At 71.8% G+C, this 24,286-nt stretch carries 18 protein-coding genes and 1 pseudogene; 11 read left to right on the plus strand and 8 right to left on the minus strand.

The features are described from left to right. The first annotated feature begins 10 nt into the window (after positions 1-10). Positions 11-1,228, plus strand: a complete 1,218-nt coding sequence (locus AB0L75_RS00880) for a low temperature requirement protein A (protein ID WP_365173543.1) — start codon at positions 11-13, stop codon at positions 1,226-1,228. On the opposite strand, the gene AB0L75_RS00885 is transcribed toward AB0L75_RS00880, so the two are convergent. From AB0L75_RS00885 to AB0L75_RS00895, 3 genes are all read right to left on the minus strand, one after another. Next, complete coding sequence (locus AB0L75_RS00885) at positions 1,229-1,906, minus strand: GntR family transcriptional regulator (protein ID WP_365173545.1); 678 nt, start codon at positions 1,904-1,906, stop codon at positions 1,229-1,231. Between the two features lie 125 nt (positions 1,907-2,031). Then, complete coding sequence (locus tag AB0L75_RS00890; RefSeq protein WP_365173547.1) at positions 2,032-2,979, minus strand: beta-ketoacyl-ACP synthase III; 948 nt, start codon at positions 2,977-2,979, stop codon at positions 2,032-2,034. Positions 2,980-3,265: 286 nt separating this feature from the next. Continuing rightward, positions 3,266-4,609 (minus strand): OFA family MFS transporter, encoded by a 1,344-nt coding sequence (locus AB0L75_RS00895; protein WP_365173549.1) that lies wholly within the window; start codon positions 4,607-4,609, stop codon positions 3,266-3,268. A 193-nt stretch (positions 4,610-4,802) separates the two neighbouring features. Between AB0L75_RS00895 and AB0L75_RS00900 the strand changes: the two genes are divergently transcribed. The 5 genes and pseudogenes from AB0L75_RS00900 to fdhD all read left to right on the plus strand — a co-directional run bounded on the left by AB0L75_RS00900 (position 4,803) and on the right by fdhD (position 11,225). Further along, positions 4,803-5,774 (plus strand): 2-dehydropantoate 2-reductase, encoded by a 972-nt coding sequence (locus tag AB0L75_RS00900; protein WP_365173551.1) that lies wholly within the window; start codon positions 4,803-4,805, stop codon positions 5,772-5,774. Then, positions 5,771-7,690 carry a molybdopterin-dependent oxidoreductase gene (locus tag AB0L75_RS00905; RefSeq protein WP_365173554.1) on the plus strand — a complete coding sequence of 640 codons (1,920 nt, stop codon included), beginning with the start codon at positions 5,771-5,773 and terminating at the stop codon, positions 7,688-7,690. Before AB0L75_RS00900 ends, AB0L75_RS00905 begins: the two co-directional genes overlap by 4 nt. A 4-nt stretch (positions 7,691-7,694) precedes the next feature. Next, positions 7,695-9,512, plus strand: coding sequence for an NADH-ubiquinone oxidoreductase-F iron-sulfur binding region domain-containing protein (locus AB0L75_RS00910; RefSeq protein ID WP_365173557.1), 1,818 nt, complete (start codon positions 7,695-7,697; stop codon positions 9,510-9,512). Then, a pseudogene (locus tag AB0L75_RS00915) lies at positions 9,509-10,369 on the plus strand (2Fe-2S iron-sulfur cluster-binding protein). The gene AB0L75_RS00910 and the pseudogene AB0L75_RS00915 overlap by 4 nt, the downstream one beginning before the upstream one ends. A 7-nt stretch (positions 10,370-10,376) precedes the next feature. Next, the gene (fdhD, locus tag AB0L75_RS00920; RefSeq protein ID WP_365173559.1) at positions 10,377-11,225 is read left to right on the plus strand and encodes a formate dehydrogenase accessory sulfurtransferase FdhD; all 849 of its coding nucleotides are present in this window, start codon (positions 10,377-10,379) and stop codon (positions 11,223-11,225) included. A gap of 91 nt (positions 11,226-11,316) precedes the next feature. On the opposite strand, the gene AB0L75_RS00925 is transcribed toward fdhD, so the two are convergent. Beyond that, on the minus strand, positions 11,317-11,844 hold the full coding sequence (locus AB0L75_RS00925) for an isochorismatase family protein (protein WP_365173562.1): 528 nt from the start codon (positions 11,842-11,844) through the stop codon (positions 11,317-11,319). Positions 11,845-11,863: 19 nt separating this feature from the next. Next, entirely contained in the window at positions 11,864-12,301 is a 438-nt protein-coding gene (locus tag AB0L75_RS00930) for a MarR family transcriptional regulator (RefSeq protein ID WP_365173565.1), read from the minus strand. A 127-nt stretch (positions 12,302-12,428) separates the two neighbouring features. Here AB0L75_RS00930 and AB0L75_RS00935 point away from each other — a divergent pair, with 127 nt between their 5' ends. After that, positions 12,429-13,346, plus strand: a complete 918-nt coding sequence (locus tag AB0L75_RS00935; RefSeq protein ID WP_365173568.1) for a zinc-binding dehydrogenase — start codon at positions 12,429-12,431, stop codon at positions 13,344-13,346. Positions 13,347-13,478: 132 nt separating this feature from the next. Then, a complete protein-coding gene (locus AB0L75_RS00940; protein ID WP_365173571.1) occupies positions 13,479-15,356 on the plus strand; it encodes a sialidase family protein in 1,878 nt (625 codons plus the stop codon). On the opposite strand, the gene AB0L75_RS00945 is transcribed toward AB0L75_RS00940, so the two are convergent. Beyond that, positions 15,306-16,376: a bile acid:sodium symporter family protein gene (locus tag AB0L75_RS00945; RefSeq protein WP_365173573.1), complete on the minus strand. Its 1,071-nt coding sequence runs from the start codon at positions 16,374-16,376 to the stop codon at positions 15,306-15,308. The genes AB0L75_RS00940 and AB0L75_RS00945 overlap by 51 nt on opposite strands. A 193-nt stretch (positions 16,377-16,569) precedes the next feature. Between AB0L75_RS00945 and AB0L75_RS00950 the strand changes: the two genes are divergently transcribed. Then, a complete protein-coding gene (locus tag AB0L75_RS00950; RefSeq protein ID WP_365173575.1) occupies positions 16,570-17,439 on the plus strand; it encodes a LysR substrate-binding domain-containing protein in 870 nt (289 codons plus the stop codon). 20 nt (positions 17,440-17,459) lie between these two features. Here AB0L75_RS00950 and AB0L75_RS00955 read toward each other — a convergent pair whose 3' ends face one another. Continuing rightward, a complete protein-coding gene (locus AB0L75_RS00955; RefSeq protein ID WP_365173577.1) occupies positions 17,460-18,440 on the minus strand; it encodes an AsnC family transcriptional regulator in 981 nt (326 codons plus the stop codon). Between the two features lie 116 nt (positions 18,441-18,556). Here AB0L75_RS00955 and AB0L75_RS00960 point away from each other — a divergent pair, with 116 nt between their 5' ends. Next, entirely contained in the window at positions 18,557-20,044 is a 1,488-nt protein-coding gene (locus tag AB0L75_RS00960) for an MFS transporter (protein WP_365173579.1), read from the plus strand. Positions 20,045-20,392: 348 nt separating this feature from the next. Beyond that, positions 20,393-22,219 (plus strand): AMP-dependent synthetase/ligase, encoded by a 1,827-nt coding sequence (locus AB0L75_RS00965; protein WP_365173581.1) that lies wholly within the window; start codon positions 20,393-20,395, stop codon positions 22,217-22,219. 22 nt (positions 22,220-22,241) lie between these two features. Here the strand turns inward: AB0L75_RS00965 and AB0L75_RS00970 are convergent, their stop codons facing one another. After that, positions 22,242-24,272: a PQQ-dependent sugar dehydrogenase gene (locus AB0L75_RS00970; RefSeq protein WP_365173583.1), complete on the minus strand. Its 2,031-nt coding sequence runs from the start codon at positions 24,270-24,272 to the stop codon at positions 22,242-22,244. Between the last annotated feature and the right edge of the window lie 14 nt (positions 24,273-24,286).

The following is a 24,286-nucleotide window of genomic DNA, read 5'->3' on the forward strand; positions in this document are numbered from 1 at the left end:
GGGAACACACATGCACGCCACGCCGTTGGACACGGCGGCCGAGGAGCCGGGGCGCCGGGTCACCACCCTGGAACTCTTCTTCGACCTGGTCTTCGTCTTCACGCTCACCCAGCTCACCGTGCTGCTCGCGCACGATCTGACGTTCGCCACGGCCGGCCGGGTGGCGCTGATCCTCGTCGTCCTGTTCTGGATGTACGGCGCCTACGCCTACCTCACCAACCAGGTGCCGCCCGACCGTCCTTCGCGGCGGCTGCTGCTGATGCTCGGCATGGGCGCGTTCCTGGTGTGCGCCCTCGCCGTCCCCCGCGTCTTCGTCGACACCGGCGTGGTCTTCGGTCTCGGCTTCCTGGGCGTGGTGATCGTGCACACGGCCCTGTACACCCGCGGCCACGGCCGGGACTCCATCTGGTACGGCGTCCCCAACGCGCTGGCGGCCCTGTCGGTGACCGCCGCCGGAACGGTCGACGGACTCTCGGCGGACGGCTTCTGGCTGCTCGCGATCGCGCTGCAGTTCGTGACGCCCCTGGTGGCCGAGCACGGGCCGGGCCGCGGATGGAGGTTGCCCCGCGCGAGCGCGGCCGAGCAGGGCGGCGGCCGCGGTGCGGAGGCGCTGCGGGTGCAGCTGGGCGCCCTGGATCCGGCGCACTTCGTGGAGCGGCACGGGCTGCTGCTGATCATCGCGTTCGGCGAGTCCGTGATCTCCATCGGTGTCGGCATCGGCGATCTGCCCCTCACTCCGGGCCTGTTCGGCGGCGCGTTCCTGGCCCTGGCGCTGTCGGTCGCACTGTGGTGGACGTACTTCGTGCGGGACGAGGAGGCGGCCGAGGCCGCGTTCCGGGCGACACCGCCGGCGGCTCGCTGGCGGCTGGCGATGAACGCGTACTACTACGCCTTCCTGCCGATGCTGCTCGGCATCGCCTACCTCGCGGCCGGCCTCAAGACGACCCTCGGGCATCTGGCCGGACACCCGCGGCCGGGGCCGGCGCTGGCACTCGCGGGCGGGGTGGCCTTGTTCCTCGCGGGCGACGCCGCATTCCGTGCGGCGCTGCGGCTGCGGCCGGTCCGCTTCCGGGCGGCCGCCGCACCGCTGGCCCTCGCCACCGCTGCGGCCGGCGTCCGTATGCCCGTCTACGGCGAACTCCTGCTGCTGGTGGCCGTGTTGGTGGGCATGCTGGCCGTGGAGGCGCGGTCCTGCGCGGCGGCCCGGCCGGTCGAGGAGCCGGTGTGATCAGGACCCGTTGCGCTCGTGGTAGGAGCGGCGGGTGTGTTCGGTGTGGTTGCGCATCAGCAAGGCGGCCCGCTCTTCGTCGCGCCGGGCGATCGCGGTGATCAGTTCCCGGTGCTCGATCCACGACTGGCGGCCGCGCTGCCGGGCCACCGGGGTGTAGTACCAGCGGACCCGGCGGTCCACCTGGGCGGCCAGTTCGGCGAGGACCGCGTTGCCCGCCAGTTCCATGACCTTGGCGTGGAAGGCCGCGTTGAGGGCGACCGCGCGGTCCACGTCGTCGGCGGCGACGGCCTTCTCGCCCTCGGCGCACAGCTCCTCCAGCGCGCTGATCCCGGGAACGCCGGCGTGGGCGGCGGCCAGCCGGGCCGCCTCCGCCTCCAGCAGGGTGCGGACCGTGAGCAGCTGGTCGGCCTCCTCCTCGGTGGGCTCGTGCACGAACGCGCCCTGCGCGGGCCTGAGATCGACCCAGCCCTCGGTGTTGAGCCGCTGCAGCGCCTCGCGCACCGGCTGCCGGGAGACCCCGAGGTGTCCGGCCAGCTCGCTCTCGACCAGATGCTGGCCGGGCCGCAGCGCGCGGGTGGTGATGAGTTCCAGCAGCGCCTCGTAGACGCGGTCGCGCAGCGGGCCGGGTCGTTCGAGCCTGGGCACCGCCCCCTGCGGCAGTCCGGTCGGCAACATCGCGGTCCCCCTCCTGGACAGGTCTGACGCGTGAACGCTGGACACCCAGTATCGATTGTCTTTTGTCTACAGTCCACGGCGCGCAGATTGCCCGCAGTCTACGGCGCCCCCCGGCGGCACACCGCTCAAGGGCAGCGTACGACCTGCCCCGCGTACGACAGGTTGCCGCCGAAGCCGAACAGCAGCACCGCGTCGCCGGAGTTGAGCGCTCCCTGCTCGACCAGCTTGGAGAAGGCCATCGGGACACTGGCCGCCGAGGTGTTGCCCGATTCGGTGACATCGCGGGCGACCACCGCGTTGACGGCCCCGATCTTCTCGGCCAGCGGCTCGATGATGCGCAGGTTGGCCTGGTGCAGGACGACCCCGGCCAGCTCCTCGGGGGCCACGCCCGCCTTGTCGCAGGCGCTGCGCGCGATGGCCGGCAGCTGGGTGGTGGCCCAGCGGTAGACGCTCTGTCCCTCCTGCGCGAACCGCGGCGGGGTGCCCTCGATCCGCACGGCGTGCCCCATCTCCGGCACCGACCCCCACAGCACCGGTCCGATCCCCGGCTCCTCGCCCGCCGGGCACGCCTCGACGACGGCGGCCCCGGCTCCGTCGCCGACGAGGACGCAGGTGGTGCGGTCGCTCCAGTCGGTGACGTCGGACATCTTGTCGGCGCCGATGACCAGCGCCCGGGTGGCGGCGCCGGCCCGGACGGTGTGGTCTGCGGTGGCCAGCGCGTGCGTGAACCCGGCGCACACCACGTTGACGTCCATCGCGGCCGGCCGCGGGATGCCGAGCCGGGCCGCGACCCGGGCGGCGGTGTTCGGGGAGCGGTCGATCGCCGTGGACGTGGCGACCAGGACCAGGTCGATGTCGCCGGGGGTCAGACCGGCGCCGGCCAGGGCCTTGGCGGCGGCGTGCGCGGCCAGCTCGTCGACCGGCTCGTCCGGGCCGGCGATGTGCCGGGTCCGGATGCCGACCCGGCTGCTGATCCACTCGTCGCTCGTGTCGACCATGCCGGCCAGGTCCTCGTTGGTGAGCACCCGGGCGGGCTGATAGTGACCGATGGCGGCGATGCGCGAGCCGTTCATGGCGGGATCCCCCTTGTTGCCGTGGGTAGCGGGATCCACCAGTCTGATCAGTGACCCACCGGTACGGCGGCAGGTGAAGCCACAGGAATCGGGCGTCCGAGTTGTCGGCTTCTTGCAGACCCTCGGACGCCCGACCTTCCTCTTGGCTCACCCGTTGAACAGCTGTGTCGCCTTCTGCACCAGCTCGTACACCCCGTAGCCGAAGGGCGCCCCCACCCAGACCCAGGCGAAGGCGACGAGCCACATGGGGCTCCCCCCGCTCGGGCGAAGCCGGGAGCGGGAGAGGTCAGGCGGACTGCTGTCGTTGCGCATCGGCATCGACGGCCTCCCTCGGGGCGGGGATGTGGTGGCGGGCGTGGACGGGCCGGACCAGTTCGTTGGCGACGAAGCCGACGACGAGCAGGCCGATCATGATGCCGAAGGACAGGGTGTACAGGGCCGCGCCGTGCTTGCCGGCGCCCGTCTGGTGGTCGGCGATCCAGTTGACGATCAGCGGTCCGAGCACTCCGGCCGTGGACCAGGCGGTGAGCAGCCGGCCGTGGATCGCGCCCACCTGGTAGGTGCCGAACAGGTCCTTCAGGTACGCCGGGACCGTGGCGAAGCCGCCGCCGTAGAAGGAGAGGATCACCAGGGCGCAGACGACGAACAGCGGCTTGGACGCGTCGCCGAACAGGGCGATGAGCAGGTACATCAGGGCGCCGGCACCGAGGTAGAGGCGGTAGATGTTCTTGCGTCCGACCAGGTCCGAGGCGGACGACCAGCCGATGCGGCCCGCCATGTTGGCGGCGGACAGCAGGGCGACGAATCCGGCGGCCGCGGATGCCGACACCGGGGCGGAGCTGCCGGCGAAGAAGTCCGTGATCATCGGGGCGGCCTTCTCCAGGATGCCGATACCGGCGGTCACGTTCATGCAGAGCACGATCCACAGGCACCAGAACTGCGGAGTGCGCACCGCGCTGCGCGCGGACACCTGCACGCCCGAGGCGGGGCCCGGCGCGTCCGGCGCCGTGCTGCCGCGGTCCTCGGTGCGCGGCACGCGGACCAGCAGCACGCCGAGGGTCATGAAGACGGCGTACGACAGCCCGTGCACCAGGAAGGCGAGGGCGATGCCATCGTTGTCACCGCCGAAGGACGTGAGCATCTGCGCGGACCAGGGCGAGGCGATCAGCGCGCCGCCGCCGAAGCCCATGATGGCGATGCCGGTGGCCATGCCGGGCCGGTCCGGGAACCACTTGATCAGGGTGGAAACGGGCGAGATGTAGCCGATGCCGAGGCCGATCCCGCCGACGAAGCCGTAGCCGAGGACGATCAGCCAGTACTGCCTGGTCCCGGCGCCGAGCGCGGCGATCAGGAAGCCCGACGAGAAGCAGACCAGGGCCACGGTCATGGCCCAGCGCGGTCCGTTGCGTTCGACGAGGGTGCCGCCGAACGCGGCCGACAGGCCGAGCATCACGATCGCGAGCTGGAAGGGCAGCGCGCTTTTGGTGCCGTCGAGGTGGAGGGCGGACTCCAGGTGCGGCTTGAACACGCTCCAGGCATAGGCCTGCCCGATGGACAGATGGACGGAGAGGGCGGCGGGCGGAACGAGCCAGCGGCTCCAGCCCGGGGGTGCCACAGGGGGGCTGCTCATGAACCCGAACGGTACGTCCGCACAAGGTAGTTGAGAAGACAACGGCTCGATCGTATGCGAGGGGGTGGGACCCGGACGCCGAACGGCCGGTGTCCGAACCCTTGTCGCGCCCAACTCCATACTGTAGACAATATTTCGTCGACAGGATTCGGTCTTCGACCTCCGCGGTATCCCTCAACCGAAGGAGTGCCCCGTGAAAGTGGCAGTTCTCGGCGCCGGTGCCATCGGCGCCTACGTCGGTGCCGCGCTCCATCGCGCCGGCGCCGAGGTGCATCTCATCGCCCGTGGACCGCATCTCGCGGCCATGAGGCAGCACGGAGTACACGTACTCAGCCCGCGCGGCGACTTCACCGCGCACCCCCACTGCACCGACGATCCCGGCGAGGTCGGTCCGGCGGACTACGTCTTCCTCGGCCTGAAGGCCAACGCGTACGCGGCGTGCGGGCCGCTGATCGCACCGCTGCTGCACGAGCGCACCGCGGTGGTGGCCGCACAGAACGGCATCCCCTGGTGGTACTTCCACCGGCACGGCGGCCCCTACGACGGCCACCGCCTCGACAGCGTCGACCCGGCCGGCGCCGTCAGCCGGGTCCTCGCCCCGGAGCGGGCCATCGGCTGTGTCGTCTACGCGGCCGCGGAGCTGAAGTACCCCGGAGTCGTACGGCACTTGGAAGGCACCCGGTTCTCCCTCGGCGAGCCGGACCGCAGTGTCTCGCCGCGCTGCAAGGAGCTGAGCGAGGCCATGCGGACCGGCGGACTGAAGTGCCCGGTGGAGCCGGAGCTGCGCGGCGACATCTGGATCAAGCTGCTCGGGAACATCTCCTTCAACCCGATCAGCGCCCTGTCCCGCGCCACCATGCGGCAGATGTGCCAGCACGGCGGCACCCGCCGGGTCATCGAGACGATGATGCGCGAGACCCTGTGCGTCGCCGAGGCGCTGGGCTGCCCGGTCGGCGTCTCGGTCGAGCGCAGGCTCGCGGGCGCGGAACGCGTCGGCGACCACCGCACCTCCACCCTCCAGGACCTCGAACGCGGCAAGCCGCTGGAACTGGACGTGCTGCTCGCGGCCGTGGTCGAACTCGCGGAGATCACCGGCGTCGAGGTGCCCACGCTGCGCACCGTGCACGCCATCTCGGACCTGCTCGCGCTGAGGAGCGCCGCATGAGGCAACGGCGACCGAAGACCTACACCCGGCTGACCCGCCCGCTGGTCCGGGACTCCCGCGACGAGCCGCTGAGGGAGGCGAGCTGGGAGGAGGCGCTGGACCGGGAGGCCCGGGGCCTCGCCCGCCACCGGGGCGCGTTCGGGATGTTCTCCTGCGCCCGCGCCACCAACGAGACGAACTACGTGGCGCAGAAGTTCGCCCGGGTCGTCATGGGCACCCACAACGTCGACTCCTGCAACCGGACCTGTCACGCCCCGAGCGTCGCGGGCCTGTCGGCGGTGTTCGGCTCCGGCGGCGGCACGTCGTCGTACGAGGAGATCGAGCACACCGACACCATCGTGATGTGGGGGTCCAACGCCCGCTTCGCGCACCCGATCTTCTTCCAGCACGTGCTGAAGGGCATCCGGAGCGGCGCCCGGATGTACGCGGTCGACCCGCGGCGCACGTCCACCGCCCAGTGGGCGGAGAGCTGGCTCGGGCTGAACGTCGGCACCGACATCCCGCTGGCGCACGCGATCGGCCGTGAGATCGTCCGGGCCGGGCTGGCCAACGAGGCGTTCATCGAGCGGGCGACCACCGGCTTCGAGGAGTACCGCGCGCTGGTCGAGCCGTGGACGCTGTCGCTCGCCGAGAAGGTGACCGGCGTACCGGCAGGCGCGATAAGGGAGTTGGCGCACGCGTATGCCCGCGCCGAGCGGGCCCAGCTGTGCTGGACGCTCGGCATCACCGAACACCACAACGGCACCGACAACGTCCGTGCGCTGATCAACCTGGCCCTGCTCACCGGCCACATCGGCCGCTACGGCTCGGGGCTGCAGCCGCTGCGCGGGCAGAACAACGTACAGGGCGGCGGCGACATGGGCGCCATCCCCAACCGGCTGCCCGGCTTCCAGGACATCCTCGACGCGGACGCCCGGCTGAGGTTCGAGTCGGCGTGGGACACCGTCATCCCGCCGTACCACGGGCTGAACCTGACGGAGATGTTCGAGGCCATGGAGGACGGCGGTCTGCGGGCCGTGTACTGCGTCGGGGAGAACCCGGCGCAGTCGGAGGCCGACAGCGAACAGGCCGTACGGCGGCTGAGCCAGCTGGACTTCCTCGTCGTGCAGGACATCTTCCGCACCAGTACGGCCGAGTTGGCGCACGTCGTGCTGCCGGCGACCGCCGGCTGGGCGGAGACGGACGGCACGACCACCAACAGCGAGCGCCGGGTGCAGCGGGTACGGCGGGCGGTCGCCCCGCCCGGTGAGGCCCGCGAGGACATCGACATCATCTGCGCGCTGGCGGCCCGGCTCGGCCACGAGTGGAAGTACGCCGGCGCCGAGGCCGTCTGGAACGAGCTGCGCTCGGTGTCCCCGGACCACTACGGGATGACATACGCGCGGCTGGAGGAGCACCGGGGCATCCAGTGGCCCTGCCCGCGCACCGACCGGCTCGAACCGACGTATCTGCACGGCCGGTTGTGGGAGCCCGACCCGGACAGGCGCGGTGCGCCGGCGCCGTTCGGACTGGTGCGGCACGATCCGCCCGTGGACCTCACCGACGAGGAGTACCCCATCCGGCTGACCACCGGGCGGCGCCTGGACTCGTACAACACCGGTGTGCAGAGCGGCGGTTTCGCCTCCCCGCTCAGGCGCGGCGAGTACCTGGAGCTGTGCCCGGAGGACGCCGAGCGGTACGGGGTCGTGGTCGGCGAGGAGGTCCAGGTCACCTCGCGGCGCGGGTCGGTGGTGGCGCCGGTGTGGATCGACACCGCGCTGCGGCCCGGCCTCGCCTTCATGACCATGCATTTTCCCGACGAGGTGGACACCAACCAGCTGACGATCGAGGCGAACTGCCCGATCGCGGGGACGGCGGAGTTCAAGGCGTCGGCGATCCGCATCGAGAAGCTGCCGGCTGTGACCTATGTGAGGTGAGGGCGTGGATCTGCACTTCGGCGACAGCAAGCCGACGGATGAGGAACGGGCTGCCGTGGACGCCCTGTTGGGCCCGCCGGAGTCCTCCTGGGAGGGCGCCGAGCGCAGCGATGCCGACCTGCGCTGGGCGCGCGGCGGCCGGGCGGCCCGTGACCGGCGCGATCTGCTGCTGCCGGGGCTGCACGCGCTCAACGACCGGGTCGGCTGGATCAGCGAGGGCGGCCTCGGCCATCTGTGCCGCCGGCTGACCGTGCCGCCGGCCGAGGCATATGGGGTGGCCACCTTCTACGCCATGTTCTCGCTGCGGCCGCGCCCCGCGACCGTGCTGCATGTGTGCACCGACCTGGCGTGTACGGCGGCCGGGGCCGACGCCCTGTGCGCCGGTGTGACGGAACGTCTCGGCAGCGGGGTGAGCGTCGAGCGCAGCCCGTGCCTCGGGCTGTGCGAACGCGCCCCGGCCGCGCTCGCGATCCGGGCGGGCGAGCAGGTGCGCACGGCGGTCGCGGCACCGGCGTCCGTGACGGAGGCGGTGCGTGCCGCGAGCGCGCCGGACGCGGCGCCCGAGGAGCCGCCGGCCGTGGCGGCGGTGCCGCAGGCGGGGGACGCGTCCCTGGTGCTGCTGGGGCGCGTCGGCGTGGTGGACCCGTCGTCGCTGGACGACTACCGGGCGCACGGCGGCTATACGGCGCTGCGCCGGGCGTTCGCGCTGGGCCCGGCCGGGGTGATCCGCGAGGTGACCGACTCGGGCCTGCTCGGACGCGGCGGCGCCGCCTTCCCCACCGGCCGCAAGTGGCAGGCCGCGGCCTGTCAGCCGGACCATCCGCACCACCTGGTGTGCAACGCGGACGAATCCGAGCCCGGGACCTTCAAGGACCGGGTGATCATGGAAGGCGACCCGTACGCGCTGGTCGAGGCGATGACCATCGCGGCGTACGCGACCGGCGCCGACCGGGGCTACCTGTATCTGCGCGGCGAGTACCCGCGCGCCCTGCGCCGCCTGGAGCACGCGATCACCCAGGCACGCGCGCGTGGCTTCCTCGGCGACGACGTCCTCGGTCAGGGCTACGCCTTCGACATCGAGATCCGGCGGGGCGCCGGCGCCTACATCTGCGGCGAGGAGACCGCCCTGTTCAACTCGATCGAGGGCTACCGGGGCGAGCCGCGCTCCAAGCCGCCGTTTCCGGTGGAGAAGGGCCTGTTCGGCAAGCCCACGGTCGAGAACAACGTGGAGACGCTGGTCAACGTGGTGCCGATCCTGATGCGGGGCGCCCCGGCGTACGCGGCGATCGGCACCGAGCGCTCCACCGGGCCGAAGCTGTTCTGCGTCTCCGGCAGCGTGGCCCGGCCCGGCGTGTACGAGCTGCCGTTCGGGGCGACGCTCGGTGAGCTGCTGCGGCTGGCCGGGGTGCGGGAGGGACTGCGGGCGGTGCTGCTGGGCGGTGCGGCGGGCTCCTTCGTACGGCCCGACGAGCTGGACATCCCGCTGACCTTCGAGGGCACGCGGGAGGCGGGCGCGACGCTCGGCTCGGGGGTGGTGATGGCCTTCGACGACAGCGTGCCGCTGCCCCGGCTGCTGCTGCGGATCGCCGAGTTCTTCCGGCAGGAGTCCTGCGGGCAGTGCGTGCCGTGCCGGGTCGGGACCGTCCGGCAGGAGGAGGCGCTGCGCCGGATCGCCGAGCGCACCGGAGCCGCGGCCGCAGGCGACATCGCCCTGCTGCGGGAGGTCGGCCGGGCCCTGCGGGACGCCTCGATCTGCGGCCTGGGGCAGGCCGCGTGGAACGCCGTGGAATCCGCCATCGACCGACTGGGGGCGTACGCATGACCGTCACACCGCTCGGGATCCCGCGCCGGCTGCTGCAGTTCACGATCGACGGCGAGCCGGCCCGGGTCCCGGAGGGTTCGACCGTCCTGGACGCCTGCCGGGCGGCGGGGAAGGACATCCCGACGCTGTGCCAGGGCGACACGCTGCGCCCGAAGAGCGCCTGCCGGGTGTGCGTGGTGGAGGTCGCGGGCTCACGGACGCTCGTGCCGGCCTGCTCGCGCACGGCCGAGCCGGGGATGGAGGTGCGCACCGACACCGAGCGGGCCCGGCACAGCCGGAAGATCGTCCTGGAACTGCTCGCGTCGTCGGTCGACCTGTCGACCACGCCGAGAGCCGCCGAGTGGATCAAGGAGTACGAGGCGAAGCCGGACCGGTTCGGTCCTGACGCGGCCCGGCTGAACGAGGAACCGAAGATCGACAACGAGCTGTATGTGCGGGACTACGACAAGTGCATCCTGTGCTAGAAGTGCGTCGACGCCTGCGGCGACCAGTGGCAGAACACGTTCGCGATCTCGGTCGCCGGGCGCGGTTTCGATGCCCGGATCGCCGTCGAGCACGACGCGCCGCTGACCGGCTCGGCCTGTGTGTACTGCGGGAACTGCGTCGAGGTGTGCCCGACCGGGGCGCTGTCGCCGCGGCGGGAGTTCGACATGCGGGCGGCCGGCACCTGGGACGCGTCCCGGCAGACGGAGACGTCCACGGTGTGCGCGTACTGCGGAGTGGGCTGCACCCTCACGCTCCACGTGCAGGACAATGAGATCGTGAAGGTCACCTCTCCGCACGACAACCCGGTGACCCACGGCAATCTCTGCATCAAGGGCCGTTTCGGCTACCAGCACGTACAGAACCGGGGCTGATCAGGACATGGGACGAGTCACGGAACGACGCAAGGTCCTCCGCATCCGCGACGGGGCGCTCTCCACCCGGCCGGACACACTCGTCGCCGAGGAACCCCTGGAGATCCGGCTGAACGGCAAGCCGCTCGCGATCACGATGCGCACCCCGGGCGACGACTTCGCGCTGGCGGCGGGGTTCCTGGTGAGCGAGGGCGTCCTGGCCACGGCGTCCGATCTGCGGAACATCGTCTACTGCGCGGGGGCGACGGCGGACGGTTCGAACACCTACAACGTGGTCGACGTGAAGACAGCGCCCGGCGTCGCCCTCCCGGACTTCACCCTGGAGCGCAACGTCTACACGTCCTCCTCGTGCGGTCTGTGCGGCAAGGCCAGCCTGGACGCCGTACGGACGACCGCGCGCTTCCCGATCGCCGACACTCCCCCGGTCCGGGTCACCCCCCGGCTGCTGGCGAGCCTCCCCGACCGGCTGCGGGCGGCCCAGCGGGTGTTCGACCGGACCGGGGGCCTGCACGCGGCGGCCCTGTTCACCGAGGACGGGGAGCTGCTGGACATACGGGAGGACGTCGGCCGGCACAACGCGGTCGACAAGCTGGTCGGGCGGGCGCTGCAGAACGGCGAGCTGCCGCTGTCGCGGACCGTCCTGCTGGTCTCCGGCCGGGCCTCGTTCGAGCTGGCGCAGAAGGCGGTGATGGCGGGCATCCCGGTGCTGGCGGCCGTGTCGGCGCCGTCGTCGCTGGCGGTGGATCTGGCCGCGGAGACCGGTCTGACCCTGGTGGGTTTTCTGCGGGGCAGCTCGATGAACGTGTACGCGGGCGAGGACCGCATCGCCCTGCACGAGGCGGCCGCCCAGGGCTGAGGCCCTCCCCGCGGCACGGCAGCGGGGCCCGGACCGGCGGGGAGCGCCCCCTGCGCCACCGGGCCCCGCCGAGGGGTGTCGGGGGCTTGGTTCAGGCGGAGGCGAGGTGTACGTCGGCGGCGGTCACGACCGTGCCGAGCCGGGGGAAGTCCAGTCGCACCGAGGCCTCGTGCTCGGCCGCGGTGAAGGCGGCCATGGCGTCCTCGACGAAGACGAGGTCGTAGCCGAGGTCGGCGGCGGCGCGGGCGGTGGACTCGACGCCGAGGTTGGTGGCGATGCCGCCGAACACCAGGGTGGTGACGCCGCGTTCGCGCAGCCGCTCGTCCAGGCCCGTGCCCTGGAAGGCGCCGATGGTCCGCTTGACCACCTCCAGGTCGCCGTCCGCGGCGAGGCCGGGCACGAGTGTGCTGCCCGGTGGCTGCTCGGCGACCGAGGGGCGTTCGACCCGGACGAGGACGACGGGCGCTGCTGCGGCGCGGAAGGCGCCCGCCAACTCCTCGGCGGTGGCCAGCACTTCGGCGCCTTTGCGGGGTTCCAGGGGCAGCGCGACGATGCGTTCCATCAGATCGACGAGGATCAGGGCGGTGCGCTGCGGATCGAGCACGGGAGCTGCGGTCATGACGGAACGTTAGCCGCCGTCAGCCGTCCGTGCCGGAAATCCGGATCAACAGGCCCATGAACTGATCGCGTTCGGCGGCCGACAGCGGGGCGAGGAGTGCGTCGTTGGCCTCGCGCGCCGCCCGCTCGCAGCGCACGAGGAGACGGGCGCCGTCGTCGGTGAGGGTCACGGCGTTCTTGCGCCGGTCCCCGGGGTCGGGGGCGCGCAGGACGTGACCGGCGGACTGCAGGTCGTTGAGGACGCCGACCAGGTCCTTGGGGTCGAGGCCCACGCTCCGGCCGAGGTCGGCCTGGGCGACGGGCTGGAGGTCGCGGACGGCGGAGAGGACGACGTGGTGCCACATCTTCTGCCCCTCGGCCGCGAGCGCGTCCGCGACCAGAGCGCGCCCCCGGGCGGCGGCGCGGCCGAGGAGCCAGCTGGGCAGGGAGCGGATCGCGGGCAGGGGTGCTTCGGCCATATGGACAGCCTATCCGACAATCATTGGACCTCCCAACGAATCTCGGCTATCGTTGGGGCTCCCAACGAATTCATGGGTATGTCCGACGAACGACGGCCGGGCCCGCCCGGTACTGGAGGTGTGTGCGATGCGTCGTGTCCGCTATGAATCCACCGGCGGCGCGCTGTTCGTCGAGGAGGTCCCGGTCCCCGAGCCCGGCCCCGGCGAGCTGCTGGTGCGCTGCTCGGCGGTCGGCGTCACCCTGCCCGTGGTCCGCAAGGTCACCGAGGCCGCCGAGCCGATCGCCCTCGGCGGAGAGATCGCCGGCGAGGTGGTGGCGGCCGGCGCGGACGTGACCCGCTTCCGGCCGGGCGACCGGGTGACGGGGATGTGCTTCGGGCACGGGTACGCCGACTTCGCCCTGCTGCACGAGGCCATGGCCTCCCCCATACCGGACGGCGCCGACGCCGTGGACGCGATCGCGCTGGTGCGCAGCGGCCTGGTGGCGTACGGGGCGCTGGAGGCGGCGCGCCCGGCACCCGGCGAAGCGGTCCTCGTCACGGCGGCGGCGAGCGGGATCGGTCACCTCGCCGTGCAGCTCGCGCGGGTCCGGGGCGCGGGCCGGGTGGTGGGAGCCGTGTCCGGCCCGGGCAAGGCGGACTTCGTGCGCTCGCTCGGCGCGGACGACTGTATTCAGTATGACGACGCCAGCTGGGGCGAGCCCTTCGACTGCGTGCTGGACGCCGTCGGCGGTGAACTGCTCACCCCCGCCGTCGCCGCCCTGGCCCCGCACGGCCGCCTGGTCGCCTACAGCTCGGGCGGCGGCACCCTGCAGGCGTACGACCTGCTGGTGGGCGCCAAGTCGGTGATCGGCTTCCAGATGGCCCTGATCGCCCGCGGCCGGCCGGACCTGTACGAGCAGTGGCGCCAGGAGCTGTGGCGGCTCTTCGCCGAGGGCGTGCTGAAGCCCGCCGTCCATGCCGAGTTCGCGCTGGACGACGCGGCGAAGGCACACGAGGTGATCGAGACGCGGGCGAACCTCGGCAAGGTCGTGCTGCGCCCGTAGAGCGTTCAGACGCGCCGCGTGCCGCACGCTTCTTGTGACGCGACCTGCCCCCAACTACCTTCGATGGGGCGCACGTTGCACATGGGATGTCCCGATGTCCAGATGTCCGGCCGACAAAGGGCAGGTCGCTCCATGCCGTCAGGTCTCCGCGCCCGTCCGAGAACCGCACTCGCCGCCGTCTGCACGGCGGCGGCCCTGCTCGTACTGCCTCTCGCCACCCTCCACCCCGCACATGCCCAACCCTCGGCACATTCCCCCGGGTTCGACCAGCAGACCCTGTTCAAGGCCTCCCGGGATCCCGGCTACGCGTGCTTCCGCATCCCGGCGATCGTGCGGAGCGCCGACGGCACCCTGCTGGCGTTCGCCGAGGGCCGGGTCCTCAACTGCGGGGACGCCGCCGACATAGACGTCGTACTCAAGCGCTCCACCGACGGCGGCCGGACCTGGGGCCCGCTGCAGGTGGTCACCGACGGGGGCGGCGACACACACGGCAACCCGGCGCCGATCGTGGACCGTGAGACGGGCCGGGTCTGGCTCGCGGAGACCTACAACACCGGCCGGAGCGACAGCGCCAGCTGCTCGATCCCCTGCGACCGCACCCCGCACCTGCAGTACAGCGACGACGACGGCCGGACCTGGTCCGCGCCGCGCGATCTGAGCCCGGAGATCCTGCCCGCCGACTGGAACTCCTGGTACGCGACCGGGCCGGTGCACGGCATCCAGCTCACCGGGGGCCGCTACGCCGGCCGGCTGGTCTTCGGGGTCAACACCGAGACCTGGGACGGCAGCCGGACGACGGCCAATCACGCGGCGCTGATCGTGAGCGACGACCACGGCGGCCACTGGCGGATCGGCGCCCAGGACACCTGGCCCATAGCCGATGACGGCACCTTCCGGCAGAAACCGTCCGAGCTGACCATGGCCGAGCGCGCGGACGGCTCGATCCTGGTCAGCGGCCGGGAGCAGGACGGCACCGACCTGGGCCATCGCACGCAGGCCGTCAGCCGGGACGGCGGCGGCAGCTTCACCGCGCCCTTCCACGGCCTGCCCGATCTGTACGCCCCGATGGTGCAGTGCTCGCTGCTGCGCCTCGGCGACCGGCTGCTGCTGGCCTGCCCCGCGGATCCGGACCGGCGGCGGACGATGATGATCCGGTCCTCCTACGACGGCGGCCGCACCTGGGACAGCGTGGACCACGGCACGGTCGTCACCACCGACTGGTCCGGCTACTCGGATATGGCGCGCGTCGACGGCGACACGGTGGGTCTGGTCTACGAGGGCGGCGCGGTGGACGCCCGCGACGAGATCCGCTTCGCCCGGTTCACCGAGGACTGGCTCACCCCGCGCCGCGGCCCCGACCCGGTCACCCCGGACCGGTCCCCGCATACCCGCCCGGCCGCGGTGCTCGGCGGCGCCACGGAGACCGAGGGGGTCTTCGGCGGCGCGCTGGAGTTCGACGGTGTCGACGACGCCGTACGCCTGCCGTACCGCAGCGAACTACCGCTCGGCACCAAGGACTTCACGGCGTCCCTGTGGTTCCGGTACACGGCGACGAGCGGTGAGCAGCCGCTGCTGTGGATGGGCGGGACCGGCACCACCCAGCCGCAGGTGTGGATGCGCGGGGAGCCGGCGAACGGCCGTATCCAGGCACTGATCACGGTACGGGACGGGGCCATCGCGCCGCAGACCGCGTATGTGCGCACGGATACCGCATACAACGACGGCGAGTGGCACCACGTCGTGCTGCGCCGGGGACACGGCCGGCTGTCGTTGTTCGTGGACGGCGCGGAGACGTCCGTCGCCGACGTACCGGGGTCGGTCAGCCGTGACTCGCCCTTCGGCGTGCACATCGGTCAGCGCATGGACAGCAGGGCTTCCTTCACCGGCGCGATCGACGAGGTGCATGTCTGGGACCGGGCCCTGAGCGACGAGGAGCTGTCGGATCCGAGGGCACTGCGGTCACCGAAGGACACGGTCCTGTGGCTGCCCCTGGACCAGGTGGGCGGCTGAACCGGCGACGGCGTCCGGGGCCTGCTCCGGGTCCCGGGCGCGGCGTTTGGCGATGACCGCGCACACCATCAGCTGCATCTGGTGGAACAGCATCAGCGGCAGCACGGCGAGGGAGGCGTGGGCGCCGAACAGGACGCCGGCCATGGGCAGCCCGGAGGCGAGGGACTTCTTCGACCCCGCGAACTGGATGGCGATCCGGTCCGCCCGGCCGAAGCCGAGCGCCTTGCCGCCGTACCAGGTGAGCAGGAGCATCACCGCGAGCAGAACGGCCTCGACGGCGAGCAGCGCGCCGAGCCGCGCGGGGCTGACCTGGTGCCAGATGCCCCGGATCATGCCCTCGCTGAAGGCGGTGTAGACGACCAGCAGGATCGAGCCGCGGTCGACCAGCCCGAGGACCTTCTTGTGCCGGACGATGAATCCGCCCACCCGTCGCCCACCACCACCCTGCTCGACGCGCTTCGCGCGGCCCCTTTTGACTTCGCAGCACCGCAGCAGCTGTCCCGCGAGGAACGGCACCAGCAGCTGGAGCACGATCTTGACCAGTGAGTCGGCCGAGAACCCGCCCCCGCTGCTGCCCAGCAGTCCGGCCGCCAGCAGCGGGGTGACGACGATGCCGACGAGGGACGAGAAGGAGCCCGCGCAGATCGCCGCCGGGATGTTTCCGCGGGCGATCGAGGTGAAGGCGATGGACGACTGAATCGTCGACGGCACCAGCGTCAGGAACAGCAGTCCCTGGTAGAGCGGCTGGGTCAGCAGCGCCGGCACCAGTCCGCGCGCCGCGAGGCCGAGCACCGGGAAGAGGACGAAGGTGCAGACCAGCACCGTGACATGGAGCCGCCAGTGGCGCAGTCCGTCCAGCGCCTCACGGGTGGACAGGCGAGCGCCGTAGAGGAAGAAGAGGAGGGCGATCGCGGCCGTCGACGCGCCCGAGGCCGCATCGGCGGCGGTGCCCCGGGCCGGCAGGAGCGCGGCGAGGCCCACGGTCGCGAGCAGCAGGACGATGTACGGGTCGATCGGCATCCGACTCGGCCGGCGCAGGCGTTTCACAGTGCTCCGATTGCTGTGCGCGTGTCAGTACGCGTCTGTTGACATCTCGTCCCCGGCAGACCCGCAGGGCCCCTCTCCATCGTCCTCCTCGGATGATCGATCAGGAATCCCGTACACCGTTCTTACTGTCATCATGAAATGCGATGACCGAGGTAGGCTGCCTGGCGTGTACGACCCGACGCAGCTGCGGACCTTCCTCGCCGTGGCCCAGACGCTCAGCTTCACGCAGGCCGCGCACCGGCTGGGGCTGCGCCAGTCCACGGTCAGCCAGCATGTGCGCCGGCTGGAGGACGCGGCGGGACGGCAGCTGTTCACCCGGGACACCCATGCGGTGGAGCTGACCGGGGACGGCGAGGCGATGCTGGGCTTCGCCCGGCGGATCCTGCAGGTCCACGAGCAGGCGACGGCGTTCTTCACCGGCACCCGGGTGCGCGGCCGGCTGCGGTTCGGCGCGTCGGAGGACTTCGTACTCACCCGGCTGCCGGAGATCCTGGAGGGCTTCCGCCACGACCATCCGGAGGTCGACCTGGAGCTGACGGTGGAGCTGTCCGGCACCCTGCACGAGCAGCTGGCCGCCGGGAAGCTGGACCTGGTGCTGGCCAAGCGGCGCCCGGAGGACCAGCGCGGCGAACTGGTCTGGCGCGACGACCTCGTGTGGATCGGCGCCGAGCGGCTGCGTCTGGACGCCGACCGGCCCGTCCCGCTGATCGTGTATCCTCCGCCCGGCATCACCCGGGCCCGTGCGCTGGAGGTGCTGGAGCGCGAGGGCCGCGACTGGCGGATCGTGTGCACCAGCGGCAGCCTCAACGGGCTGATCGCGGCGGCCCGCGCCGGGCTCGGCGTGATGGCCCACTCCCGGCGGCTGATCCCGCCCGGCCTCTTCCGGCTCCCGGACCGCGCGGTCCTGCCCGACCTGGGCCGGATCGACTTCGTGCTCGTCCACGGCCGCCGCCGGGCCGCCGCCGAGGAGGCCGCGAACGCGCTGGCGGCGGCGATCCTGGCGGGCGGAGAACGCCTCAGCCGGCAAGGCGGCTGAGGTCCGCCGCCCGAGGTACGTCAGCGGGGCATCGGGTAGGTGAGTTTCTTGACCTGGCGCAGGAAGGGCGTGGTCTCCACGTGCTGGACGCCTGCCAGGCCGCCGAGGGGGCCGCTGAGGTAGGCGTACAGGCCGGCCGTGCTGCGGAACAGCGCGGTGACGGCGAGGTTGGACGGTCCGGCCGTCGCGGAGACCCAGGCGGTCTCCTCGTGCCGGGCCAGGGCCTCACCGACGGAGTGCAGCGCGGCGGGCGCGGCGGTGACCCACAGCGTGGCGGCGACGGGGTGGCCGAGGACCTCGGAGCGGTACTCCACATCGATGTACACCGCCCCCGAGGCCCGCAGCGCGGCCAACCGGCGCTTGACCGAGGACTCCGAGCGGCCCGTCGCCCGCTGGAGTTCGGGGTAGGCGGCCCGGCCGTCCTGCTCCAGGACGGCCAGCAGGGGTTCGTCCCCGGGTTCGAGGCGGGCCGGTCCGGGCACGGGTTCGCCGGCGGGGCGCAGGGCGGCGATCTGGTCGTCGGTGAGCGCGGCGAACTTGCTGATCCAGGAGTCCGCACCGCCGTAGAAGCGGTGCAGGAGCTGGTGGGCGCGGATCTCGACCACGTTCGGCGTGCGGGGCAGCTTGCCGAGCAGCAGCTCGTCGTGGTCGCCCGGGGTGAGCGGCCGGGTCAGGCACAGCACCTCGGTGCCGCCCGAGGCGAGCCCGATCCAGTAGGTGTCGGGCCGCCGGGCGAGGGCCTCCCCGATGGCCAGGGCGCTGTCCGGCGCACAGCGGATCCGCAGCATCCACTGGTCCTGGCCGAGACGGGAGGCGTCGCGCATCGCGACGACCCGCAGGCCGCCCTGGGCGGCGAGGCGCCGGTAGCGGCGCGCGATCGTCTGGTCGGAGACACCGAGCACCGCGGCGATCCGGCTGAAGGAGGCCCGGCCGTCGACGGCCAGCGCGGAGAGCAGCCGCAGATCGACCTGGTCGAAGGTGTCGGATTCCATCTTCAGCATGTGCTCCCCAGTCGGATTCCATCGATCACGCACAGTGTGGCCGTCCAATCTGCCGCACTCGGGCCATCGTACGGAGCGACGGACAATCGGTCCGGAGGAACGCAGGGAGTGAGGACATGCGCAGATGGGGGACGCTCACGGCCGTGTGCCTGGGCACGTTCATGTTGTTGCTGGACGTGACGATCGTGGTGGTGGCGCTGCCGGACATGGCCGACTCGCTGCACGCCTCGCTGAGCGATCTGCAGTGGGTGGTGGACGGGTACGCGCTGGCTCTGGCCGCGCTGCTGCTCGCGGCGGGGGCCGCCGCCGACATTCTCGGGCGCCGCAGGGTGCATGTGGCGGGTGTCGTGCTGTTCGCGGTGGCCTCGCTGCTGTGCGGGGTCTCGACGGGGCCGGCGGTGCTGGTCGCGGCGCGGGCGCTGCAGGGTGTGGGCGCCGCGGCGATGTTCGCGACGACGCTGCCGCTGCTGGCCTCGGTCTACCAGGGCCGGCAGCGGTCGTCGGCGCTCGGTGTGTGGGGTGCGGTGAGCGGCGGGGCCGCGGCGGTCGGTCCGGTGGTGGGCGGTCTGCTGGCTGAGGGACCTGGCTGGCGGTGGATCTTCTTCGTGAATCTGCCGGTGAGCGTGGTCGAGGTGTGGTTGACGCTGCGGGTGGTGCCGGAGTCTCGGGGGCCGCGCGGGATGCGCGTCGACTGGGCGGGCATGGCCGCGTTCGCCGGCTTCGGTGGCGGTGTGACGTACGCGGTGGTGCGGGCGGGTGAGGACGGCTGGACGGCGCCGGCGACGCTTGTGTCGTTCGGCTGCGCGGCGCTGGCGCTCGTGGTCTTCGTGCTGGTGGAGCAGCGGGCGGCGCATCCGCTGCTGGATCTGGCGCTGCTGCGGCGGCCCGCGTTCGTCGGGGTGATGCTGGGAGCGTTCGCCTTCAACGGGGTGGCGTTCGGGGTGACGCCGTACGAGTCGATCTGGATGCAGACGCTGCTGGGGATGTCGCCGGTGCGCGGAGGGCTCACGCTGCTGCCGATGACGGTCGCGGCGATGATCGTCGCCGTGCTGGTGGGCCGGCTGCTGCACGGTGTGCCGGCGCGGCTCACCATCGGTGGCGGCCTGCTGCTGATCGGCACCGGAAGCCTGTGCCAGGCCGTACTGGACGCGGGCGCCTCCTGGACCGCGCTGGTGCCGGGCTTCACACTGGTGGGCGTCGGCACCGGGTTCATCTCGCCGACGGTCGCCGGGGCCGCGCTCGCGGCGGTGCCGGCGGAGCGGGCCGGGATGGCGGGCGGTGCGGTGAACACGGTCCGGCAGCTCGGATACGCGCTCGGCGTGGCCGTCTTCGGCACCCTGCTCACCTCCCGGATGACCGGCTCGCTGCCGAGCGGCGCGGCCCACGCGCTGGCGGGCGGGGGCGCCGGGGCGCTGCGCGGCGGCTTCCCGGAGCACACGCTGCGCGCCGCGTTCGCCTCGGGGCTGAACGGCGCGCTGGTGGCGGCGGGACTGGCGGGCCTGGTCGCGGGGGCGCTGGTGCTGCTGCTGGTGCGCACGGACCGGCCCGCGCCGCGGAAGGAGTCCGGCGCGCGGGAGGAGCAGCCGGTGCCGGCCCGCCGCTGACCACGGCGCGTCTTCGCGGGGGCGGTCCCGGACAGTGCTCCGGGACCGCCCCCGCGCCTGCTTTTCCGCCCGGCCAGGACATGCCCCGTATACGCTCTTTGTGAGGGTGTGCGCCGTAATCGCCGCGTACAGATTCGGTGGAGATTACGGCACCGAAACTTACTGACCCGTCAGTATTGTGTCCGGCCCTTCCCCATGTGCGGGCATTTTCCGGCCATCATCGGAGGGAAACGTGAGGTTTGCTCGGTTTCCGACCCCCTCCCGCCCGGTGACGGCGTGGGGTAGCTTTCACCGCGCTGTGCCGAGCATCACGGGCGTGACCAAGCAGCAAGGATCGGGGAGCGAGGTTTGCGCGAGTTCACCAACCCGCCGGTCACGTCGGCACCGCCGGTGGGCGGTCTGGCCGACGTGGTCTTCGACCATGCCCGGACGGATCCCACCCATATCGCCCTCGGCCGCAAGGACACCTCCGGGCAGTGGCGGGACGTGACCTCCGCCGAGTTCCGCGACGAGGTCCTGGCCCTCGCCAAGGGCCTCCTCGCGCGCGGCATCCGCTTCGGCGACCGCGTCGCGATCATGTCCCGCACCCGGTACGAGTGGACCCTGTTCGACTTCGCGCTGTGGGCGATCGGCGCCCAGGTGGTCCCGGTCTACCCCACGTCCTCGGCCGAGCAGTGCTTCTGGATGCTCTACGACGCCGAGGTGTCCGCGGCGATCGTGGAGCACGAGGACCACGCGATGACCATCGCCACCGTCATCGACCGGCTCCCGCAACTGCGCCAGCTCTGGCAGCTGGACTCGGGCTGCGTGCAGGAGCTGTACGACGCCGGGGCGCACCTCGACGACGAGCTGGTGCACCGGCACCGGCAGGCGGTCACCCCGGAGTCGGTCGCCACCATCATCTACACCTCGGGCACCACCGGCCGCCCCAAGGGCTGTGTCATCTCGCACGGCAACTTCATGTTCGAGGCGGACACCGTGATCGAGCGCTGGGAGCCGGTGTTCCACTCCAAGAAGGGCGACGAGGCCTCCACGCTGCTCTTCCTGCCGCTCGCGCATGTCTTCGGGCGGATGGTGGAGGTCGCCGCGATCCGTGGCAGGGTCCGCTTCGGGCACCAGCCGCAGCTGCACGCCGCCGCCCTGCTCCCCGATCTCGCCGCGTTCAGGCCCACGTTCATCCTCGCGGTGCCGTACATCTTCGAGAAGGTGTTCAACGCGGCCCGCCGGAAGGCGGAGAAGGACGGCAAGGCGGGACCGTTCGAGAAGGCGGTCGACATCGCGGTGAAGTACGCCGAGGCCGTGGAGGCCAAGGCATGGGGCACCGGACCCGGCCCGTCGGCGGGGCTGCGCATGCAGCACCAGCTCTTCGACAAACTCGTCTACGCCAAGGTCCGCACGGCGATGGGCGGCCGGATCCGCAACGCGATGTCCGGCGGCTCGGGGATGGACCGCAGGCTCGGGCTGTTCTTCGCGGGCGCCGGCGTGCAGATCTACGAGGGCTACGGGCTGACCGAGTCGACGGCCGCCGCGACCGCCAACCCGCCCGAGCGCACGCGTTACGGCACCGTCGGCCAGGCCATCCCCGGTGTCACCGTGCACATCGCCGACGACGGGGAGATCTGGCTGCACGGCGGCAACGTCTTCCAGGGCTATCTCAACAACCCGAAGGCCACCGACGAGACCCTGCACGACGGCTGGCTGGCCACCGGCGACCTGGGCTCGCTCGACGAGGACGGCTATCTGACCATCACCGGCCGCAAGAAGGAGATCCTGGTGACCTCCGGCGGCAAGAGCGTCTCCCCGGGTGTGCTGGAGGAACGGGTCCGCGACCATCCGCTGGTCAACCAGTGCATCGTCGTCGGCAACGACCGCCCCTACATCGCCGCCCTGGTCACCCTCGACCAGGAGGCCGTCGAGCACTGGCTGCAGATGCGCGGAAAGCCGCGGATGACCCCCGCCCAGCTGGTGCGCGACGCGGACCTGGAGACGGAGGTGCGGCGGGCGGTCGTCGCCGCCAACACCCTCGTCTCCCAGGCCGAGTCGATCCGCACCTTCCGTATCCTCGCGCAGCCCTTCACCGAGGAACACGGCCTGCTCACACCGTCGTTGAAGCTGAAGCGGAAAGCGATCGAGAAGGCTTACGGCAACGAGGTCGAGGCCCTCTACCATACCTGACGCCACGTCAGTTCCGGTGCGGTCAGCTGATGGTCACCCGGAAGATCTTGTCGGACCCGTCCGCGGCGCCTCCGTTGTTGTCGCAGTTGGTGGTGGACAGCCACAGCTGGTCGGCGCCCGGCACCTTGGTGACGGTGCGCAGCCGGCCGTAGGTGCCGACGTAGTACGCCGTCGGGGTGCCGACGCTCTCGGTGTCGCCGTCGATGGGGACGCGCCACAGGCGTTCGCCACGCAGAGAGGCCATGTAGACGACGTTGCGGACGATCGCGATGCCGCTCGGCGAGGCCTCGTTCACGTTCCAGGTGGCCTTGGGGTTGGTCATGCCGGCGACGTTGCAGCTGCCCTCGCAGGTGGGCCAGCCGTAGTTCGCGCCGGGCTTGATGAGGTTGAGTTCGTCCTTGGAGCTGTTGCCGAACTCCGCCTCCCACAATCGGCCGTCGCGGTCGAAGGCGAGGCCCTGCGGATTGCGGTGACCGTAGGAGTAGACGTAGTTGCCGAACGGGTTTCCGGGGGCCGGCCTGCCGTCGGTCGTCATGCGCAGGATCTTGCCGTTGAGGGAGTTCTTGTCCTGCGCCAGGTCGGGCTGCTGGGCCTCGCCGGTGGAGACGTAGAGATAGCCGTCGGGGCCGAAGGCGAGGCGGCCGCCGTTGTGGTAGCGGTTCTTCCTGATGCCCTGCAGCAGGACCTTGTAGTCACCGAGTTCGGTGCCGTCGTAGGTCATGCGCACGACCCGGTTGCCCTCGGCGGCGGTGTGCATGAAGTAGACGTAGTGGTTCGTCTCCCACTTGGGGTCGACCGCGACGCCGAGCAGACCGCCCTCGCCGTTGGTGGTGACGGCCTCGGGGACGGTGCCGACCTGGGTCCTGGTGCCGTCCTTGGTGACCTTCCAGACCCGGAAGTCGTCCCGCTCGGTGACCAGCGCCGTCTTGCCGTCGGGCAGCCAGTAGGTGCCCCAGGGGATGGTCCAGCCGGTGGAGAGGGTGGCGATGGAGGACGGGACACCGCCGTCGGTGGCACAGGCCCTGGTGGTGAAGGAGACCGTGCTGCTCGGCGGGGAGACATTGCCGGCGGCGTCGCGGGCGACGACATTCAAGTTGTAGGGGCTGTCGCAGGCGAGCCCGGTGAGCGTGGTGGACGTGCCGTCGGTGACGGTCTTGTAGACGGTCGTGCCGCTGCGGATGTCGTAGGCGGTGACGGCGCGGTCGTCGGTGGAGGCACCCCAGGTGAGGCCGACTGTATTCGATGTGATGTCGGCTGCATGCAATGTGCCGGGTGCGGTCGGCGGGGTGGTGTCGGAGCTGGGCTCGGTGGTGCAGTCGACGACCGGGCTGGCGGGCGAGGTGTTGCCGGCCGCGTCGCGGGCGATGACCGTGAGGTCGTAGGTGGTGTTCGGGGCGAGCCCGGTCAGCGTCCTGGAGGTGGTGTCGCCCGGCGCCTCGCCCAACTTGTTGCCGTGCTCGTACAGGTCGTACGCCGCGACGCCCACGTCGTCCGTCGACGCGCCCCAGGTCAGGGTCAGACGGTCCTCGCCGATGTCCGAGCAGGAGGGCTGCCCGGGGCGGGTGGGGGCCTGGGTGTCGGCCGGGGCGCCGAGGGTGATGCGGTCGAGGTTGGGGCCGCCGCCGGCCGTGGTGGCGGTCGCCCGGATCTTGTTGCTGCCCGCCTTCAGGGTGACGCCGACGGACTTGGACGCCCAGGTGTTCCAGTCGGCCGTGGCCTGGAAGGAGACGGCGGGCGCGACGACGGTCCCGTTGACGGAGAGGTCCATCGGCCGGTCGGTGCTGGTGCCGTTGGCGTAGCGCAGGGTGACCGACGCGGGTCCGGCGGAGGCCGCGCCGACGGTGAACTCCACGGAGGAGCCCTTGACGTTGGTGTAGTCGACGAAACCGGTTCCCGTGTAGCCGGTGTGGTTGGTGGCGACGGTGCCCTGGGAGATCAGCGCGTCCTCGGCCTGGTAGTCGGTGGCCGCGCTCGCGGTGCCCCGGCTCAGCGCGACGAGGGGCACCGCGAGGGCCAGACAGAGAACGCGGACGACTGCTCTTTCGTGTTTCACGAGGGTCCTCTCGG

Origin of the sequence: Streptomyces sp. NPDC052101 (assembly GCF_040680235.1) — a bacterium.
In the GTDB taxonomy this organism is placed as follows: domain Bacteria; phylum Actinomycetota; class Actinomycetes; order Streptomycetales; family Streptomycetaceae; genus Streptomyces.

Coding starts and splice junctions, on each gene's coding strand:
- AB0L75_RS00945 (WP_365173573.1), bottom strand. CDS start 16,376: ATGCCGATCGACCCGTACATCGTCCTGCTGCTCGCGACCGTGGGCCTC.
- AB0L75_RS00940 (WP_365173571.1), top strand. CDS start 13,479: ATGCCGTCAGGTCTCCGCGCCCGTCCGAGAACCGCACTCGCCGCCGTC.
- AB0L75_RS00885 (WP_365173545.1), bottom strand. CDS start 1,906: ATGTTGCCGACCGGACTGCCGCAGGGGGCGGTGCCCAGGCTCGAACGA.
- AB0L75_RS00880 (WP_365173543.1), top strand. CDS start 11: ATGCACGCCACGCCGTTGGACACGGCGGCCGAGGAGCCGGGGCGCCGG.
- AB0L75_RS00935 (WP_365173568.1), top strand. CDS start 12,429: ATGCGTCGTGTCCGCTATGAATCCACCGGCGGCGCGCTGTTCGTCGAG.
- AB0L75_RS00930 (WP_365173565.1), bottom strand. CDS start 12,301: ATGGCCGAAGCACCCCTGCCCGCGATCCGCTCCCTGCCCAGCTGGCTC.
- AB0L75_RS00890 (WP_365173547.1), bottom strand. CDS start 2,979: ATGAACGGCTCGCGCATCGCCGCCATCGGTCACTATCAGCCCGCCCGG.
- AB0L75_RS00960 (WP_365173579.1), top strand. CDS start 18,557: ATGCGCAGATGGGGGACGCTCACGGCCGTGTGCCTGGGCACGTTCATG.
- fdhD (WP_365173559.1), top strand. CDS start 10,377: ATGGGACGAGTCACGGAACGACGCAAGGTCCTCCGCATCCGCGACGGG.
- AB0L75_RS00955 (WP_365173577.1), bottom strand. CDS start 18,440: ATGCTGAAGATGGAATCCGACACCTTCGACCAGGTCGATCTGCGGCTG.
- AB0L75_RS00925 (WP_365173562.1), bottom strand. CDS start 11,844: ATGACCGCAGCTCCCGTGCTCGATCCGCAGCGCACCGCCCTGATCCTC.
- AB0L75_RS00895 (WP_365173549.1), bottom strand. CDS start 4,609: ATGAGCAGCCCCCCTGTGGCACCCCCGGGCTGGAGCCGCTGGCTCGTT.
- AB0L75_RS00905 (WP_365173554.1), top strand. CDS start 5,771: ATGAGGCAACGGCGACCGAAGACCTACACCCGGCTGACCCGCCCGCTG.